Origin of the sequence: Chryseobacterium soli, from assembly GCF_000737705.1 — a bacterium.
Taxonomy (GTDB): domain Bacteria; phylum Bacteroidota; class Bacteroidia; order Flavobacteriales; family Weeksellaceae; genus Chryseobacterium; species Chryseobacterium soli.
Genome location: NZ_JPRH01000011.1, coordinates 1 through 17,412, shown reverse-complemented (window position 1 = coordinate 17,412; position 17,412 = coordinate 1). Strand labels below are relative to the sequence as shown.

19 protein-coding genes are annotated in these 17,412 nt (G+C 34.2%); 7 read left to right on the top strand and 12 right to left on the bottom strand.

Annotated features, from left to right (window positions below; translation table 11 throughout):
• Window positions 1-9: 9 nt before the first annotated feature.
• The 3 genes from IW15_RS19530 to IW15_RS19515 form a co-directional block, all read right to left on the bottom strand.
• The gene (locus IW15_RS19530; RefSeq protein WP_034714826.1) at window positions 10-852 is read right to left on the bottom strand and encodes a hypothetical protein; all 843 of its coding nucleotides are present in this window, start codon (window positions 850-852) and stop codon (window positions 10-12) included.
• Between the two features lie 762 nt (window positions 853-1,614).
• Window positions 1,615-1,920 (bottom strand): hypothetical protein, encoded by a 306-nt coding sequence (locus IW15_RS22635; protein WP_131368600.1) that lies wholly within the window; start codon window positions 1,918-1,920, stop codon window positions 1,615-1,617.
• A 218-nt stretch (window positions 1,921-2,138) separates the two neighbouring features.
• On the bottom strand, window positions 2,139-2,825 hold the full coding sequence (locus IW15_RS19515) for a hypothetical protein (protein ID WP_131368599.1): 687 nt from the start codon (window positions 2,823-2,825) through the stop codon (window positions 2,139-2,141).
• 492 nt (window positions 2,826-3,317) lie between these two features.
• On the opposite strand from IW15_RS19515, the gene IW15_RS19505 reads away from it, so the two are divergent.
• The 5 genes from IW15_RS19505 (at window position 3,318) to IW15_RS19485 (ending at window position 6,899) form a co-directional block, all read left to right on the top strand.
• On the top strand, window positions 3,318-3,551 hold the full coding sequence (locus tag IW15_RS19505) for a helix-turn-helix domain-containing protein (RefSeq protein WP_034714818.1): 234 nt from the start codon (window positions 3,318-3,320) through the stop codon (window positions 3,549-3,551).
• Between the two features lie 274 nt (window positions 3,552-3,825).
• Window positions 3,826-4,656, top strand: a complete 831-nt coding sequence (locus IW15_RS19500; RefSeq protein ID WP_131368598.1) for a hypothetical protein — start codon at window positions 3,826-3,828, stop codon at window positions 4,654-4,656.
• 185 nt (window positions 4,657-4,841) lie between these two features.
• On the top strand, window positions 4,842-5,801 hold the full coding sequence (locus IW15_RS19495) for a hypothetical protein (protein WP_034714816.1): 960 nt from the start codon (window positions 4,842-4,844) through the stop codon (window positions 5,799-5,801).
• 208 nt (window positions 5,802-6,009) lie between these two features.
• Complete coding sequence (locus IW15_RS19490) at window positions 6,010-6,561, top strand: hypothetical protein (RefSeq protein WP_034714814.1); 552 nt, start codon at window positions 6,010-6,012, stop codon at window positions 6,559-6,561.
• A 152-nt stretch (window positions 6,562-6,713) separates the two neighbouring features.
• Window positions 6,714-6,899: a DUF5808 domain-containing protein gene (locus IW15_RS19485; RefSeq protein ID WP_034714812.1), complete on the top strand. Its 186-nt coding sequence runs from the start codon at window positions 6,714-6,716 to the stop codon at window positions 6,897-6,899.
• Window positions 6,900-6,979: 80 nt separating this feature from the next.
• Here the strand turns inward: IW15_RS19485 and IW15_RS19480 are convergent, their stop codons facing one another.
• The 4 genes from IW15_RS19480 to IW15_RS19465 form a co-directional block, all read right to left on the bottom strand.
• On the bottom strand, window positions 6,980-7,444 hold the full coding sequence (locus tag IW15_RS19480) for a hypothetical protein (RefSeq protein ID WP_034714810.1): 465 nt from the start codon (window positions 7,442-7,444) through the stop codon (window positions 6,980-6,982).
• Between the two features lie 65 nt (window positions 7,445-7,509).
• Window positions 7,510-8,097, bottom strand: coding sequence for a hypothetical protein (locus tag IW15_RS19475; protein ID WP_034714808.1), 588 nt, complete (start codon window positions 8,095-8,097; stop codon window positions 7,510-7,512).
• 88 nt (window positions 8,098-8,185) lie between these two features.
• The gene (locus IW15_RS19470; RefSeq protein ID WP_051882237.1) at window positions 8,186-9,721 is read right to left on the bottom strand and encodes a hypothetical protein; all 1,536 of its coding nucleotides are present in this window, start codon (window positions 9,719-9,721) and stop codon (window positions 8,186-8,188) included.
• 260 nt (window positions 9,722-9,981) lie between these two features.
• The gene (locus tag IW15_RS19465; protein ID WP_051882236.1) at window positions 9,982-10,788 is read right to left on the bottom strand and encodes a hypothetical protein; all 807 of its coding nucleotides are present in this window, start codon (window positions 10,786-10,788) and stop codon (window positions 9,982-9,984) included.
• Window positions 10,789-11,625: 837 nt separating this feature from the next.
• Here IW15_RS19465 and IW15_RS23065 point away from each other — a divergent pair.
• Window positions 11,626-12,291 (top strand): helix-turn-helix domain-containing protein, encoded by a 666-nt coding sequence (locus IW15_RS23065; protein ID WP_228384401.1) that lies wholly within the window; start codon window positions 11,626-11,628, stop codon window positions 12,289-12,291.
• A gap of 88 nt (window positions 12,292-12,379) precedes the next feature.
• On the top strand, window positions 12,380-12,925 hold the full coding sequence (locus tag IW15_RS19455; protein WP_034714804.1) for a DUF3575 domain-containing protein: 546 nt from the start codon (window positions 12,380-12,382) through the stop codon (window positions 12,923-12,925).
• A 199-nt stretch (window positions 12,926-13,124) separates the two neighbouring features.
• Here the strand turns inward: IW15_RS19455 and IW15_RS22200 are convergent, their stop codons facing one another.
• The 5 genes from IW15_RS22200 to IW15_RS19430 all read right to left on the bottom strand — a co-directional run bounded on the left by IW15_RS22200 (window position 13,125) and on the right by IW15_RS19430 (window position 17,060).
• Window positions 13,125-14,066 (bottom strand): alpha/beta fold hydrolase, encoded by a 942-nt coding sequence (locus tag IW15_RS22200; RefSeq protein ID WP_084681499.1) that lies wholly within the window; start codon window positions 14,064-14,066, stop codon window positions 13,125-13,127.
• A gap of 522 nt (window positions 14,067-14,588) precedes the next feature.
• Entirely contained in the window at window positions 14,589-14,825 is a 237-nt protein-coding gene (locus IW15_RS19445; RefSeq protein WP_034714802.1) for a hypothetical protein, read from the bottom strand.
• Between the two features lie 85 nt (window positions 14,826-14,910).
• Window positions 14,911-15,585, bottom strand: coding sequence for a hypothetical protein (locus IW15_RS22195; RefSeq protein ID WP_131368597.1), 675 nt, complete (start codon window positions 15,583-15,585; stop codon window positions 14,911-14,913).
• Window positions 15,586-15,641: 56 nt separating this feature from the next.
• Window positions 15,642-16,283 carry a hypothetical protein gene (locus IW15_RS19435; RefSeq protein WP_034714800.1) on the bottom strand — a complete coding sequence of 214 codons (642 nt, stop codon included), beginning with the start codon at window positions 16,281-16,283 and terminating at the stop codon, window positions 15,642-15,644.
• 240 nt (window positions 16,284-16,523) lie between these two features.
• On the bottom strand, window positions 16,524-17,060 hold the full coding sequence (locus tag IW15_RS19430) for an STM3941 family protein (RefSeq protein ID WP_034714798.1): 537 nt from the start codon (window positions 17,058-17,060) through the stop codon (window positions 16,524-16,526).
• Window positions 17,061-17,412 lie beyond the last annotated feature (352 nt).

Here is a 17,412-nt window from a genome sequence, read left to right as displayed (position 1 = left end):
TATATTTTTTTATGGTTTAACTTTTAAAATGAGAATATTAATGGGATTAACGGTGTCGCCCAACATGTTAACCTCTATGGTTTGGTTGGTAGCATAATCGTCAATATTTATTTTTTTACCGGTAACACTATCCCGGGCCTGAATGATTACATTTTCCGTTTCAAGGGTATTGGGAAATACTGTACTTCCTGTGACCTGTACCACTGCACTGGTAGGAGTCTGTGAAATCAACAAAACCCTATCATAGATTTGCTTATTAAATTCCTGTTGATTTTTCGGACTGCTTAGCCCATCGTAGTCAAATATTAGCTTTACTTTATCTTCCCTTGATTCCCCTACCGGAATAGCCTTTAAAGCTTCAATATCCGCACGGCTTTTTTTAATGAAATCAACTATTTCCTGTAGTTCATCTAAAGACAGATCATTGGATAACAGTATTTTTTTAATATTTCCGATCTCCGATGCTAAGTTTTTATCTGCATCTTTCAATTCATCAACAAAACCATTTACCTGTATTTTAGTGTATACATTACCCGACTGATCAGAACTGTCAACCGTAGCCACATTGCTGATTCCAAGTTTACTTTTCCAGTCATTAACATGAGTTGTGGTTAGGTTACTGGCATTAAGTAAAGCCAAATATCCCGAGTGAGCCCTTGGGTCCGTTAAATGCGCTTGAAATGCTTCTGCACTGGCAAATAATTGAAAAATTTCTTCAAATCCTTCAATACTTTCCATAGGGATTAAGGAATCTTTATGATGAAAAGATGAAAATGTTTCTTTAAACTGCGTTTCTGTGGGAAAATCTCCAGTTTCAAACCAGCTGAAAATTATATGTAATGGTGTACTCATTGGATTATTGAAAATTAGTTTTGATAAAATTGATAATTGGGGAAAGGTCTATACTGTTCATAGGCTGACCGCCCTAAATGAAATTCTATATTTTGAGTGATTTTTGATTTATCCCTCTTTTATCATCCTATTTATTAGTGAATAGGGTATGCTCATCATCAGGAACAGCATGTATTGTGTATAAATGTTTTGTGATTTCATATCAACAACAAGACTTATATTATCCTGGTAGTATTTTTTGAATTCAATGACGATTCACATTCTTTAGAGCTCAAATTTCAGTTTTATTTGTCTTTTATAAAAGTTTTTTGGCCTCTCTGTTCTGTAGTTGCAGTAACCTTTATTTTTCTGAAATGGGATGATATTGCTTTGTAATTTCAATGTTCAAAATTCATTTTTTTTTTATTCCTGTGAAAGTTTTTTGGCCTCTCCATTCTGTAGTTGCAGTGGATGCAGAGTATTTCAAAAAAAATATAAATAAAATTCTCAGGCCTCATTTTAACACATTCAGGACCAGATTTTTTTCTGAAAAGTCCCTGCCAGCGGATGAAAAACCAATTTTTGTAAAGGCATTATTCTCCCCTATTTTCTGGATGAAATTTCAAAGATTCTGTCTTGGTTACTAAACACCAAACGGCGCCAATGAAATCATTTGGCGCCGTTTTTTATGCGTGATTAAAATATTTTATAGAATTTCCAACGATCAAACCCAGATTCATCAATTTAATAATTCACTGAATTTCAATGCGGAATTTTAGTCTTCTACAAGATTCCTCCTTCGTCGGAATGACAAGCTGGCATTTTGAAGCCGGAAGCTGGAAGAAGGAAGTTATGAAAGTCATACAGATTACTTATCCTGCTGTCATTCTGAATGCAACGAAGTGAAGTGAAATGAAGAATCTGATCTACAAACGAGATTCCTCCTTCGTCGGAATGACACAAGCTGGTGTTTTGAAAATTGCCTTGTTGGAAAATCGCAAAGGCGCAAGGGTTATGAGCTCTACGGATAGTGTAAGGCGCGAGAAAATCAAAGATTTTCAGACAGGCATTCATTATGAAATAAACCATATTTGATGGTATCAGAGATCATATTACGTTTTTTTAACGCAAAGGTTTTTATAAATCCTGATGATTGTTAGGAAAGCAAAGATGCCGGATTCTCCGCTGGTGAAGCAGACGGATAAACACTCGCTTCATCGAATCAATCAAAGATTGATTACTTCTTTGCCTCCTGCTACTCTATGCAAAATTATAGTAAATCTTTGCGTTAATGAAATTTCTATTCGTTAATGGTATTTCTTCCCTCTCCTTTCCAAAATAAGCTGCGCTGCATCCAGCATTTTAATCAGATGGATGTAGGGATTTACGATATTCCTTTCCGGGAGGTGATCGTAGATTCCCAGTGAGAAATAGACCATCCCGGACATGAAATAATCAAACTCCTTGATGCTGTATTCTCTGAATGCTTTTTTAAAGACCAACATCGGATTTTGGTATTCCTTCTCCGAAAGCAAGCCGAGAACCAACGGAGAAACTTCTTCCAACTGAGTATTGACAGCCCATTTCCTTTCCTTCAGCGTGATGAGATAACCTGCCCGGACAAACGACTGCATCGACTGCCGAAAGTGAAAAAGAACGGGCGGATCTTCTTTGATCCAGCTATTCTTTTTGACCGCATAATTCATAATGTTATGTAATGTCTTTTTAGTGGTGGCCAGGTCGTTGAGCTGAAAGAAGGTTTCCATTAGCTGGAGCCCGGAACGTTTTCTGCTGTCTGCCCAAAGACGGGTTTCAAAGTCTGTTTTAATTTTTTTCATGTGTGTGTATGTTTTTACAGCCTGTAAAGGAGGAAGTCCGGGCAATGCTGAACTTCCTGCCCATACAAGACAAAAAATAAAGGGTATTGTATACAATTTTACATCACCTGTCATTCCGACGAAGGAGGAATCTCGTTTATAGATTAGATTCTTCATTTCACTTCGTTACATTCTGAATGACAGTAAGTAGACCATACAGTCTGGTGCAGCATTGTATATTCTTACCAAAAAAATATGATAGAATTTGTGTTTTTATAAAAGCCCGAAAGCCGCAATGGATTGTACACCCCATTGTAACATCTCATGATACTGTATGTGGTAAAGCAGGCTTAGAAAAAGATAATTGTAGAAAAGCAGAACAGCATAAAATAAAAACGGCATGGGACTCTACAATATCCGCCCTGAGGTACTGGTATACCTTACACACAGATAAGAGAGCCCACGCCTAGGTCGTGAGCTTCCTGCTTATCGTCTCGTGTGTTAAAAATTACCAGTTTTCGGGCGAGATTCTAAGCAATAGCTTCTAATATTCTTTGAAGTATCGCAAAGTTATTTTTATTGTAACTTATTTTACAAATGTAATAAAAATATTTTAATTACGGTCGATCGACCGTGTTTTTTTATTTATTAATTATTTCATTTGTTTATATGACAGATATAAACGAAAAAATTTGTTCATACATTACAAAAAACTGGTTAATACCTTGGCTTAAAGAAGACAAGTCACAAACTTCTTTTGCTAAAAATCATGGTGTGGAAGAAAGTACCATTAGAAAGATTAAAAGTGGAGAACCTTACAGAATACCTGTTGAAACACTTTTTAAAATGTGTGAAACTAGAAAGATTAGTTTATCTGATTTTTTTAAACTTATAAATGAATAAATCCTGACGAGAGTTGGGATTTTTTTGTGGCCAAATTTTCGAGACTTTGAAGAATATCTTTTTAAATTTCCGTGAAAATACGGATTGAAAATTTTGAAAGACTTTTTATTTTTGTTGTTTATGGGAAACCATAAATGAGCTGGAAAAGTAATTTGTACTTTGGCGTTGTAAAACAATCGGATTCGTTTGATTGAATTTTGAGCCAAAGTTCGTCGAAAGTCTAACCTTAACAGTACTTTTTCGTATTGCAATTTCAAAAAATAATACTCTTAAAATGATTGACAAAATACACATTGGACAAAGAGCAAATATTAATGTCAAACACACACCAAATAGTGAAGTAATTATTTACGAAGATCATAGAACAATTCTAAATGTTTTATTTGCTAAGAAATTGAATAAAGAAATTGAGTTTCCTGTAAACATTATTTTATTTGATAATCATGATGATTTTTGCAAACCCAACGAATCTGCATTAGCAATTATTAATAGGTTCAATGAAAACGAGCCATCGATAAGAGACTTCTGGATATTTACAGAATTTGACCTTAGAGTTTTAGATGATGATTGGATAAAAGCAGGCATGGAATTAGACTTAATCAAAAATGTTTTTTTATTTAATGCAACCGAAACTTCTTTAGGATTTCTCAGCAGGTATGAAACCACTAAATTTGGAACAAAAAAATTATATAACTTAGGTTATATTTGGGATGCAATATCAAATAAAGGTTGTCTTAATGATATAATAAAAGATGACGAATTTGGAGAGTTTTGGGAAGATTTTGGTTGGGTTAACGAAAATGGTGAATTCTATTTCGACCCAAGTTCTAAATTTATAGTTGATTTCGACTTAGATTGTTTTTCAACCGAAATATTAGACAAAAGACTTGCAATTCCTGACGAAATTCTGGATGAAAAGTTGACATCCTCATATCCTCGAGATTCTCACTCATTTTATAGTAGTCAGGAGTTGATTAAAGAAATGATTGAAAAGTCTGAAATAACTACTATTTGCTTTGAAAATCAATTTTGTGGAGGTTTTACCGAAGTGTTTAAAATATTTAATTATATTAATAAGACTTTTTTTGAAAATAAAATTAAATAGAAAAAAGCAAATAACAAACATTGTATTGGTAAATATAGTGTTAAACGAAAATTAAAATTACGTGATTTCAGAATTATTACAGACAATTTTAAAATCTCAGTCCTACTGGGATTTCTTTACTTTTAAGGAAAACCATAAGACTTATAATAACTTGTTTAATATATTTGAGTTTTAACAATAGTTTTATGATAATCTATCTTGATTTAAATATTTTTGACAGAATAGAAAAAATTGATTTTCTAGAGGGAAGTGACAAAGATGAATATCTGCAATTATTAGACTTAATTTCCAACGATAATATTGATTTGCCTTATTCAAATGCACACTTAAATGACCTTTTAAGAGGCTGGAAGAAAAACCCTAATTACATTAATGGACATCTTACAAACATACAGAAATTAACAAAAGATTTATGCATTTGTCAATATTGGGGACAAAAGAATGTATGGTGGCATAAAAGAGATATTTTTGATTTTTTTAATTCAAAAAAGGATGATTTAGACATTTTTGATGAAACTTTGGATGAAATGTTTGATTTTGGCTTAGGTAACAACAGCCCCATCCATCTCACTAAAAAAGTTCCTCTTCCGTATGAATGGGTATCAAAAATTAAAAAGGATAAATTTGCACAACTAATGTTTCCAGCAACAATTCAACAAAGCTCATTATATAGCTTATTTGCAGACTTATACAGTTTTCAAATTAGGCTAAAATCAGACTATAGTTTTTATAAAGTTTTTAAAGCTCAATTATCAAAATATATTTCCTCTCTAAAAAATAATAAAGATGCTATAAACTATATAAGAAAAAATGATCAAGCTCCTAATCACTTAAAATTGGATTTTTTTTCAATCATTGATGCTTACAAACCTAAATCTGAAATTAAAGAAAACGACAATGAATTGTATTATATGGTAATTGAAACATTTTACAAGTTTGATTTACAAGGATATAAAACCGATGCCAATTTTAACAATATGTTTGATGATGGATTACATACTTTTTATGCTTCGCATTGTGATGTCTTTATAACAAATGATGAAAGGTGTAAGTATAAGGCGGAAAAAACATTCGAAAAATTAAACATTAATACCTTAGTAATAAAATCAAATGAAATTGACAAAATAAGTGACTTAATAACCTAACACTGATTGAAAATACAATGTGAATTTTATGCCAATAATAAATTTAACTCTCGACCTATTTTATTACCAAAGAAGAAACAAAAGGATCAGAAGCTTTTGTATAGTTTACAAAGTCTTTTATACTGGTTTAATATCTCGAACAATCCTATAAAAAAATTCATGTAATTTTTTTTCAACCATAATTTTCTTTAACATTGCAAAAAAAACCATGAAAAACTTAAAATTAGTATTGGCAGTTGTTGTTATGCTATTCTCGGCGGTGAAGGTAACGGCTCAAAAAAAGAAACCGGCGGCTCCGTCACAACGCGGGCCGATGGAAATGCCTAAAGATGCTGAAGTTCAGGTCATGGCCGGAGGCGAAAAAGGTATAAGCTACTATTATAAAACCAATGATCGGGTTACCTTTACCTATGATGCCAGCTCTAAAAATGCCGATGTATACATTACGGAAGACGGTACCAAAAAATTAATGTACAAAGCCACACTGGATGGTACAGGCGTAGATACCAAGCTAAAAGCACGAATCTATCATTATAAAATATACAGTTTAGATCGTAAAACCCTTTTATTCACCTACGAATCTGAAACAGCAGTAACCAGCTTAGTAAAAATGATCGCGGTATCTCCGGCAAAAACCTCTACCATTCTTGATTTCTCCGAGGCATTCGGGCCTGCCGAATATACGCTTGGTAAAACAGAAACGTTTGAGAAATTCCCTGTTTTCTTATATTATTCCATATTTGATGCACCCAAAAAGTAATTGCAGTATTGTACAGCATGCTTTTCTTTTTTCCAGGAATTTTATTTCATTTTAGTATATTTATACTCCCCTTTTATGTTTCCAATATAGGAGCATTACTACTATATTTAGATAACAATAACGATGTATTTAATTATTTAAAAGATTAGATCATGAATGAAGATAACTGGAAATTTGGCATTTTTTACTATAATAAAGATGACAAAAGGCTCTTTCCTCCTAAAAGAAATAAGTTTTTAGGGTGGACTGTTAATTTTGCTAATCCTTATTCTATTTTAGCAATGATTCTAGTAATTATATTGTTGGTATTAGTAGGAGAATCTTTAAAAAAAATGTAATCTTTTTTATACACATATTTTTCATGGTACGAAAGATGTTGATAATACATTTTGATCAAAAGATTATACAGACCATTTCTTTATTTCACCGCATTATTTGATCTTTTGCCCCAACATCTCCCCACCAGAAAACCAACCGACGGAAACAGAAAAGAACAGCACATCCCGATAAACAGAAAAGTAAAATCACTGCTGAACAAGGAGAGATCTAAATGACTTAAATAAGTCCATTGCATATTAAGCCCGGCAGACGCCAGGAAAAAACCTAATGCCTGGTTGTCACCGAAAAATGAAGCATCTCCGGTGCCTCCATTTGAAATAATATATCCCAATATCAACAGGATATTGACGAAGAATATCCAAAGAACAGACCGGTATTTCATGTGATGTTTTGCATTAAGAAATCCTCCGCAGATGGTAATTAATAAGGCCATAATGAAACATACGGTCCGTAAAACGGAAAGATCTCCGTCAGCAGACCAAAATGCATCATATCCCAAAGGAATGCACACAAGATACAGCAGTAGTGAATAATTGATTTTCAAGGTTGGTTGGTTTGTGAGTAAGAGTGGTTAAAAACCTGCTGGCCAGGCTGTACATCGAGGGAATTTTATTCCTGTTGTATCCATTCCGGTTTTCCATTTTTCCAATAGATGACACCGCCGCCGCAGGCTTCCTCCTGATGAATAAAAATCCCGTCATTGGGCAGTTTGATTTTATCGGATTCCGGTACATTTTCTTCGCCTATGATTTCGCCTTCATCATTCACGTTATTCCAGTAGATTTCGCCTTTGGGAGCTTTTTCAAAAACTCCTACCCAGTCTAAATCATCAAATCCCTGACCTAAAATATCTTTCCCCATCCCCAGATATTCCACTTTTTTATTGCCAAAAAGAATTTCCAGCCCGTATTTTTTATTTTCCGTATTCTGAACCAGGTTCACGGTATCCGGTACATGGTCTCCATCCAAATCGCAGGAAATAGAATTAACATGATGTTTTTTCGATAAAACTATGATGTCCTTTGTATTTTTTTTATTTGAATGCGTCAAATTACTTTCCTGCGGTTGGCTGGCTTTTGTATGGTGGGTTTGTTTTCTGGTTATTTCGTTTTTGGGTGGTTCTTTCTTTTCATTCTGACAGCTTAATTGGGTCAAAGCAGCAAAAAGAGATATGATTAAAAATCGGTTATTGATCATGGTGATAAGGATTTCAGGCTGGTTTTAAAAAATACAGAATCGTTGTGGCTAATGCTGCATTTTTAACGGTCGGTTATCAATATATATTTTATACAGATTCATAAAATTCATACTGAAGATCAGCTTCCGTGATCTGTGTATCTAATGAATTGTAAGCATCCGGCTCCTGTGTTTCTGCGAGTACTTTAGAATCCTGAATCAGCTTTCCTTCCGTATCATACATTTTTACGATAACCCATTTTCCACTGCGTTCCAGTTCTTTTACCCCGGATTCGGATTTGTATTTAAGTTTTCCGCTTTCAATAAAGCCATCTTTTACAACCGCTTTATTGGCAGGTTTTCCTTTGGTATACTGTACAATCTGTGCGGTGAAACCATCACCCCGCTCTACCGGATGGGTGTACGTGTACGCAACAGCTCCCTTCTCATCATAGATAGTAGAATTATATCCCGTTTGATCTGCATTAATTTTTGTTTCGGTTTTTAATGTTCCGTCCAGTCTTAATGACTTCGAGTACACTAAAACACTGTCTTTATAATGCTGTTCGACCAATCCCTCGTACAGCGTACCATTATAAGGCATATCATCTTTATACGTTACAGTTCCTTTGGGTTTTCCGTCCGGATAATAATATCTGATTTCCTGGGTTACCTCATCTTTTAACACCTGCTCGGAAGATAATTGCCCATTTTCATCGAAATATTTATTCAGAACCGCCAACCCGTTTTTATAAACATTAACAGCCGTGAATCCGGAAAACTCATAATTAAACTGATACTCTTCCCCGTCCTGCGGCATGTAATAGTCTGCTTCTTTATCATAGACGTAGGTAAGACTGCCTATCTGCTTACCCGTTTTGTCATATGTTTTCTGATAGCCGCCTTTTTTATTTTTCTTTTCTTCCTGCAAAATGCTTCCTTCCGGAGAATAGATGGTACTTTCTGTGACCTTTCCGTCTTTATTTTGCTTTTCGATTTTGGAAACCTTCATCGGATCCTGATAATACTCTACCGTCACCTTATCGCTGGAATCGCCGGAACGATTCGTACCGATATATTTTCCTTTTTCACCATAATATTTAGTTTCATACAGCTCTTTACCATCACTTACAATTTCATAGCGAATTCCTTTGATGTCTTCATCATACACCACCGATTTGAAACTCTCAGGAGTTTCATACGTTGTAATACTGTTATGATAAGACATTTCGTCCGGATTTTTATAGGTGTATATTTTACCTGTAAAAGTACCGTCCGCTCTATAAATTACATCTTCCAGAGGTCTTCCCTGCTCATCAAAAGTTTTAGCAGGCCCAATTTGCTGCCCTGCAGAATATGTTCCTGAGCCCACTACTTTACCATCAGCGTTGTACCAGGTAATTTTACCTTCATACACCTCACTGCCCGGCGTGGTATCCGAAACAAGACCTTCCATCTGAAGGGTTCCGTTTTTATAAAAGTCTCTGATTAAAGTAAGCTTGCCTTTGTTTTCCGTTTCACGGTAAAACTCCATTTTGTCCTGAGTGGTTTTCTCCCAGTTCTCATCAAAATAGATTTTTTCCTGCGCATTTACGTGGATGCTTATGATCAGGGCGAAAACCGCTGACGTAAATAATTTCTTCATGTTTTTAAAGATTTAGATAGATGCAAAAGCCACACAGAACAGCTTCTGTCATAATTTCATCATTGTGTTTTTTGGTGTTCTGAAATGACAGAAACAAAGATCTGTAAAATCATCATCGCATAAAATCCCTGCTTTCAGCTAATTTGTGTCATTATAGTTTCGAAATAATAATAGAACAGGAATGTATGCATTCGTTTTACAGATCATATTTTAAAAAATGAGTGTATCCAATCGTGTGGAATTGAAATATAACAGTGGTTTTAGCAATCAAACTGAATGGCAACTTCAGCTGATTTTTTAATGAGTTTTCCTTTTTTTGCCTGGGAAGAAAGGTATAAGATCACCCGTTCTTCTTCATAATCTCTGTTGGCGCCAAAAATAAAGTCAGGTTTTCCATCCCGGTCAATATCTCCTATGAAAAGCAGTTCGACAAAAGTATCATTAAACGATTCTTCCTCTAAAAATAAGGTTTCCGGAGCATTATTAGCTGACAGGTAGAGCTTATAATTTTTTACATTCTGATAAAGTTCTTCTCCATTATCGGTCTGTACTTTTTCGGATGAAAGGACTTTTCCTTCCGCACGCAATGTGTATTCTTCATTTCCAAAATGAAATTTTAATTTTTCCTTTGGCCAGATTTTATTTTTCTCAATCTTAACAGTCTTTACTTCACCCATTGACAATCGTGAATTCCCAATCAGTAAAATGGTGTTGTTTTTAGAATTAATAATCCTGGTAGAATCTCCTGAACATTCAGAATATCCTCTTGCAACGGTATAATCAGCTTTACCCACATAATATTTTCCGTTTTTCTGATACAAATCCAGCCAATTATTGGTGAGCTCATTTACTTCATTTTCCTTACCCGCGTCACGGTATTCTTTAGCTAAAAGAATTTTAACATGTTCAATAGTCTCTTTATCCGGATTCAGTCCCAGATCTGCTGTTTTTTTATTGGATTGAACTTCCTCCTGATGCTGTCCTGATTTTTTGGGTGTTTGTTGTACCTTATCTTTACAGGAAATGATCACCACGAAGGATAGAAAAATTAAAATTGTTTTCTTCATTGTTTTGCTCTTTTGGATTCCATCCATACAAAAGACAAATATGTGAAAAAATATCATTGTAAAACATCCCTGTTTTCAGCCAGTTTATTAAATCCTGTATTCAAAAGAAATTCACAGAAAGGTTTTCCTGTGAATACTGACTTAGCGGAATTCCACCGTATAAATCGGTTTTCTGTCAACTTATTTTAGGCCGAGACCATTTTTTGGACAAATGAATAAATCATTTTAGCAGTCATTTTCAATCCCTTAAAAAAGTCATCAGTATTAATATACATTCGTTTTATCAATCCGTATGAAAGAGCTATATTTAAAAAATAATTACCATGACTTGCCAAAGCAATTCTTTACAACAACTTTTATAAAAAATTGATTTATACAACACTTTTAAATATTGCAATTTTCCAGGGAATAATCTTAGGCTTAGTTATTTTAAAGTCTTCCCTATTCAATAGTAATTCAAATAAATATTTAGCATATTTACTATTTGCACTTTCCTTTGTTTTACTAAATTATGTTTTTGAACTTGAAGGTACATTTACGTCGTATCCTTTTCTACGTTTTATAGACGATATCGAGTGGATATTTTTATTGCCCGTCTTCATATTTCTGTTCATTATCAACCGGATTGACGATACTGTAAAGAACAGGCAGAAGCATTATTTGTATTATATCCCATTTGCGTATTCCTCTATTGTTAGTATTACATACGATCTTAGTAATGTTGCAGGACTTTATAAAATTCCAGATTCAAGCATTTTTCTAGTCAATATACTTAGACTAATTCAGGTTTTATTTGCCTTTATCATCATCCCGTTTCTACCTCTTTACTCTTATTTTATGATAAAGCATTTAAAAGACCCACAAGAGAAAAAATGGGTCATTACTTTATTAACCATTATCTATTTGTTGCTATTTATCTGGCTTACTACCTATATGACTGGTCTTTTTTTTGGATCAGACATTTCCTCTATCATGAGCGTCCTGGCTTTATGTGCAACATTTGTAATGCACTGGACAGCTTATATAGGTATTTACAAATACAAACTTGCCAAAAACAAAGACGCCATCTCCCATTTTCTAAATAATAATTCAGCTGCTTCCTATGCTCATCTGCAAGTTGCACAAAATAGTATACCACAAGATTATAAGGAATCTATCACGGCAGACAATCTTTATTTTCAAAAACTGGAACTTCTTTGCAAAGATGAGCACATTTATACCGACAGCACATTAAACAGAGAAAAAGTGGCTGAAAAACTGGGCATCAGCCCGGGATACGTTTCGCAAATTGTAAACACAATAACGGGTGACAACTTTGCCCATTATATCAATCAGTATCGGGTGGAAGCTGTGAAGGAAATGATATCAGATCCGGAATATGAAAACTACACTTTGCTGACGATGGGATTAGAATCCGGGTTTACTTCAAAAACCACTTTTTATAAAGCCTTTAAAAAAGTGACCGGCCAGACGCCCAATGAATACAAAAACACCAGCAAATAGGTGCCATTTTCTCCATTTTTAAGCTTTTGAAACCCGTTCTAATTTGATTTATTTGAGTTTTGCACTTAAATAATTCAAATTAATTTTTATGAAAAAAACCTTCTTATTATTCATCATGTTGTTTGCTTTTTATGCTGTAAAAGCTCAAAATGAAAATGGAACTGATGCAAATCCTTATCAGAAAAACAATGAAATTAAACTGAATCTTATCTCACCGTTACTCGGTGCTGTGGAAGCAGGTTTTGAACGGCACCTCAACAAAAATTCATCAGTGGGGATCTCTGCATTTATTGTGTACGATGACAAAAAAAATGAGGATATGAATTACTATATCTCCCCTTATTACAGATATTATTTTGGTAAAAAATATGCTTCCGGTTTTTTTGTCGAAGGATTTGGAGCGTTCACTTCCATTGATGGGAAAAAAATATATTCAGCAGACCGCCTGACATTCACTGAAAATAAAGATGTGTATGATGTTGCATTGGGTGCAGGTCTTGGATGGAAGCTAGTCACAAAAAAAGGATTAGTTTTTGAAGCCAACGCAGGCTATGGAAGACTTCTATTCAATGCAGATAAAACAGATCATGACGTGGTTGCAAAGTTTGGATTGAGCATTGGCTACAGATTTTAATAGCAGCCCGGTCTAAAAACTAAAGAATGAATACAATCCTGACGAGAGTTGGGATTGGTTTCTGTAATGCTACAAATACATAGAAAAAGTTAGCCAAACCTTAAGTCAAAAGTTCAATAGAAATAATATTAATTGGGATAGCTGTTTGTACTGTCAATAGCGTTTCTGATTTAAAAACTCTTGCAGGCAGTAGTTTTTTCTACTTGTTTTTTAAGGAAATCAGACAGTTTTTGTAGGTATCAATCAAAGCTTCTGCTACCATTTTGGGGTCTTGCTGATGTATTCCGTGGCTGTAACGCGGCAACAGGATAAGCCGGCTATTACTGTTATTTTTTATCATCTCTGCGTAATGGTTTATTCTTAATTGATCCAATTCTTTCCACCACGGGACTAAGTTGATCCCTAATTTCAGCTTTTCGTTCATTTCTGTTTCATAATGTTCAATATGCTTGTTGTATGAAATCATTACGGTTATGGGAACGTCTTTAAGAGGCTGTAGAGATTTATATTTTTTAAAGAAGTCTGGTGTGCTTTCATTCAGTTCTCTTTGTGCTTCATTTCGAAAACCGTTTGATGTGGAAGTGTCCTTAATAATGTTTTTAAGGTTTATCGCAAATAATTCCCTATACCCTGTAGCGCTTGATGTATTTATTTTCACTCTGTTGTCTTCCTCTTTTGTAAGCATAAAATCTGTCGGGTCTATGAAAAATAGGCCACAAACTTCATTGGGATACATTGAGGCATACAACCGTATAAACGGTCCGCCTATCGAGTGTCCTACTAACAGATAAGGCGGGCTTATTTTTAAAGCTGCCAACAAATCGTGAAGTCTTTTTATAATATCTTCATCTGTTTTTATCGAAGTGTCGATTTCTGATTCTCCAATTCCATTCCGATCATACACTATCCCTGCAAAGCTTTTTTGAACGAAAGGGAACAAACTTCCATAGCCTCCTCCCCCCGAACCAAGACCACTTTCAAAGACTACAATGGGCTCATCAGCTTTTCTTTCATCAAGTCCAAAAGTTTTATAGGCCATTTGCTTATCGTTAATGGATATAAATTTTCTTTCAGAAGTCTGCGAAAAAACTAATGTTATTGAAATAAAAGTAATACATACAGCTATTATGATAGATTTCATCTCTTTTTTTTGGTATAAATTTCAGGTCTTAACACCCAATGTGCATTCTGAACGTTTTAAACAATATTAATGAATTATCAAATTCAGATTTCATTAATTTAATAATTGGTTGAATTTCAATGCGGAATTTTAGTCTTCTACAAGATTCCTCCTTCATCGGAATGACAATAGATGTAAAATTGCACATAACAATCTTTGATTCATTAAACTTTATCGCTTAATATTCTGCTGTCATTCAGAATGCAACGAAGTGAAATGAAGAATCTGATCTATCAATGAGATTGCTACTTCGTGGGAATGACAAGAGAGGTAAAAGGGCATGTACTACCCCTTTTATTTTATAGTGACTGCCAGTAATTATAACTAAGAGTAACTTCCCGCTTCCTTCTTCCAACTCCCAGCCTTTTAAAACTGAATCCTCCCATTATTAAAAAAACATCAATACATCACAAAATATTATTGGGAAAAGGCATTATCATTCAGCTCAGCTATTTCCGCTTAAAAATGTATCCCTGTTTTTTATTACCTCCAGGAGTTCATTTCATAGTTTGAAAAATTCACGTTCATATCTTCTATCCTGTCTTTAAGGGCTTTAATTCCTGTATGTCCATATTTTTCCTTTTCAGATTCGTTCAAAATATAAATGACATCGAATCCTGGGGCTGGCCTGGAAATGGGAACTGATACTATAATATGGCGGTCCTCCTCAAAAATATAATATTCCCATTCTTTTTTTTCGAGTAATTTCTTTTCGTTCATCGTTTCAATTGATTTTTAGGATCCCTTCTTTTTATTTCTTCTGAGTAAATATGTACTTCCTTATTTCGGCAAAACCAGTATTTTATTACGTCGTGTAATGACAGATCCCTTCTAAAAACAACAGATACCTCCCCGACTGATATTCTCCGTAGGAAAACAGGTAGACTGCCTCAGCATTTTTATGATAATAAATTTCTAATCCATTTTCAGAGAGATACTTTTCAACAAAATTATTAACCAGATTGAATTTACTTTCTTTCATTAGGGTGTCAAAACTTTTATCCCTTATTTCTTTTTTTAATTCTCGTAATGGATTGTTGTAAAAATCACTGAGTTTGATTTTTTGATTTTCAATTTCAAAAACTTCTTTCAGACCTGCTTCTTCATCTCCATCAAATATTTTCCGCTTAACAATTTCAATGTTTTCAAACATAGCAGGATATAATGATATACCCCAAACGATATCTTGCAGCATCATTGCATACTCCGTATTGGCCTCTTCACCAAGAAAATTCCTTACGACCATTACAGCCATTGGATATTTTTGATATGCTTCATCTTCCGTATATACTTCATGATCATCAATGACTGTTTTTTTTATGTCCAGTAACTGATGATAAAAAGAAATGTTCATGCCATCATTGGGAAATTGCTCATATTCTTCTTTTGCCTGAGCTAAAGCTTTTCCCACTATTTCACGGTAATATTTTTTCGTAAACCGGTCTTCTAAATCGGTATACATCTTTCTGTTCTGATTCATTGAAATTTTGTTTGGGTAGATTAATTGGGTTGGCAACCATGCCAAGGTTTTGAACCTTAACATGGTCTACTTTTTTCTGCTTCTTCTATATTATACGTAATCCTGTTATCCTGATTGATCAACGTTTTAAAAATACCGATGTAGGTATTAAACAAATTTTGGTCATAATGAACAAGTACCGGAAATAACTGACTGGCTTGGTAATATCTTTTGTTTTGTAAAGCATTTTGCATGGCCTGTTCTATTTCCTTCAAAAGAGGCCGGCAATCTTTCTTTAAGAGAAAGTCCTTCAGGTTAGATTCAAAAGACCGTTCACCATATCGATGCAAAAACTGTTTGATATAAGGATATAATTCCTGTTCGGTTTTTCCATTGAATGTTGCAATGTACAATGCATTGGTGATGACATCATATACATTATCTTCACCATGGAATCTATGGGGTTCAAATTTTTCTTTTTCGTCCCATTTTTCAGCGATGAACCGATCAAGGAGTTTAAACCCTTCGGGTATAGACCATGCGAGTAAAATAAGCATTGCCTGATAAGCAACATACCGGTCTTCATTATGAAGAAGCTGTTTTAATTTTTCAACCCTGTCAAAATCTCTTTTTTCAAGGAGTTGTACTTCGTTTAAATCGCATCCTTCGTATCCTTCCTCATTATAGTAATAAAGAAGTTCATGGAGTTGGTTGTTCATTTCATTAGCTTTTATGAGTGGCTTGAATAGTGCATGAAATATTCAATTCAATATTTTAAAAATACTCCCGTTACCGGACGAATTCTTTCGTGTGGTTTTAGTATTATAAATTAAACATTTTAATAATATAATCTAAAAGCCAAAGCCACACGAAAGGCGGCAGCGAGGAATTGCGTTCGGGTTGGTTTCGAAGCACAAAGCTCCAAGTTTGCACGTCAGCCCGCCTGGCGCAAACCCATGTTACGCCTCGTTTTTATGGCTGTCATAATAGTTATTCAAAGTGTCGATTAGTTTGTGCGAAGTAATGTCAAGTCCAGAAGCCGCAATATTGAAAGGGGAGTTATAATTATTAATATTAAATTGCATTAATTTTCGTCTAAATCCGCTTGTCTCTTTGTCAAGCCAGTACTCAGGATTTTTCACTCCTACAATTACAATTTGTGTGTTCTGTATTTTGATTTCTTCAAAACCATTTATGTCACTCCATTTTATGAATTCGTTCAATGATTTCTTCGGATTCATATTTAGCCCTTTGGTGTCAATAATTAAAGCAATTTCTGATTTAATCAGTCTTTTTAGTCCTATAAAAACGCCGAGTCCGAAAAAAAGAATTGAAGCAATTCCAATTCCTCGAGTAAAAATTGGGCTTCTAGCTTTCCAACCAGTCAAGTTGTTCGCTTCTAAAAGTAACCAAAAACCTAAAACAACAAATACAATTGACACAATCAATAGCATCAATGATTTCTTTTTACTTGAATATATTTCAATTCTATCCATTTTGGTCTGTCTTTTTAAAATGAGGCATAACATCCAAATTTATGTATTGCACCAATATCCAATATATACAATTGCGCTAAAGTTGTTTTGATTTTAGCTATCTGTTTGTCAATCATTAAAAATATAAATATACTATTTCCTTATGGAAAAACAAAAAACCGCCCTATAAAACAGAGCTCCCCGCTACCGCATTCTATGATAAAAACCAATAAAAATTTGTTAAAATTATGTTGCAAATTTATAAGTATTTACAAAAGCTTCGTTTCTTCCTATAACGGCAAATGCACGACTTATAATTTTACACTTTACATTGTTTATAACCAGAAGGGAATGTTTTCCTTCCTGTTTTTTT

Excerpts from the sequence above, each read along its gene's own strand:
- IW15_RS19470 (WP_051882237.1), bottom strand. The coding sequence starts at position 9,721 with ATGAAGAAATTATTTACGTCAGCGGTTTTCGCCCTGATCATAAGCATC.
- IW15_RS19505 (WP_034714818.1), top strand. The coding sequence starts at position 3,318 with ATGACAGATATAAACGAAAAAATTTGTTCATACATTACAAAAAACTGG.
- IW15_RS19530 (WP_034714826.1), bottom strand. The coding sequence starts at position 852 with ATGAGTACACCATTACATATAATTTTCAGCTGGTTTGAAACTGGAGAT.
- IW15_RS19435 (WP_034714800.1), bottom strand. The coding sequence starts at position 16,283 with ATGAACAACCAACTCCATGAACTTCTTTATTACTATAATGAGGAAGGA.
- IW15_RS19495 (WP_034714816.1), top strand. The coding sequence starts at position 4,842 with ATGATAATCTATCTTGATTTAAATATTTTTGACAGAATAGAAAAAATT.
- IW15_RS19475 (WP_034714808.1), bottom strand. The coding sequence starts at position 8,097 with ATGATCAATAACCGATTTTTAATCATATCTCTTTTTGCTGCTTTGACC.
- IW15_RS19515 (WP_131368599.1), bottom strand. The coding sequence starts at position 2,825 with ATGAAGAATCTAATCTATAAACGAGATTCCTCCTTCGTCGGAATGACA.
- IW15_RS22200 (WP_084681499.1), bottom strand. The coding sequence starts at position 14,066 with ATGAAATCTATCATAATAGCTGTATGTATTACTTTTATTTCAATAACA.
- IW15_RS22195 (WP_131368597.1), bottom strand. The coding sequence starts at position 15,585 with ATGAATCAGAACAGAAAGATGTATACCGATTTAGAAGACCGGTTTACG.
- IW15_RS19490 (WP_034714814.1), top strand. The coding sequence starts at position 6,010 with ATGAAAAACTTAAAATTAGTATTGGCAGTTGTTGTTATGCTATTCTCG.
- IW15_RS19500 (WP_131368598.1), top strand. The coding sequence starts at position 3,826 with ATGATTGACAAAATACACATTGGACAAAGAGCAAATATTAATGTCAAA.
- IW15_RS19465 (WP_051882236.1), bottom strand. The coding sequence starts at position 10,788 with ATGAAGAAAACAATTTTAATTTTTCTATCCTTCGTGGTGATCATTTCC.
- IW15_RS22635 (WP_131368600.1), bottom strand. The coding sequence starts at position 1,920 with ATGGTTTATTTCATAATGAATGCCTGTCTGAAAATCTTTGATTTTCTC.
- IW15_RS19445 (WP_034714802.1), bottom strand. The coding sequence starts at position 14,825 with ATGAACGAAAAGAAATTACTCGAAAAAAAAGAATGGGAATATTATATT.
- IW15_RS19455 (WP_034714804.1), top strand. The coding sequence starts at position 12,380 with ATGAAAAAAACCTTCTTATTATTCATCATGTTGTTTGCTTTTTATGCT.
- IW15_RS19430 (WP_034714798.1), bottom strand. The coding sequence starts at position 17,060 with ATGGATAGAATTGAAATATATTCAAGTAAAAAGAAATCATTGATGCTA.
- IW15_RS19485 (WP_034714812.1), top strand. The coding sequence starts at position 6,714 with ATGAATGAAGATAACTGGAAATTTGGCATTTTTTACTATAATAAAGAT.
- IW15_RS23065 (WP_228384401.1), top strand. The coding sequence starts at position 11,626 with ATGATAAAGCATTTAAAAGACCCACAAGAGAAAAAATGGGTCATTACT.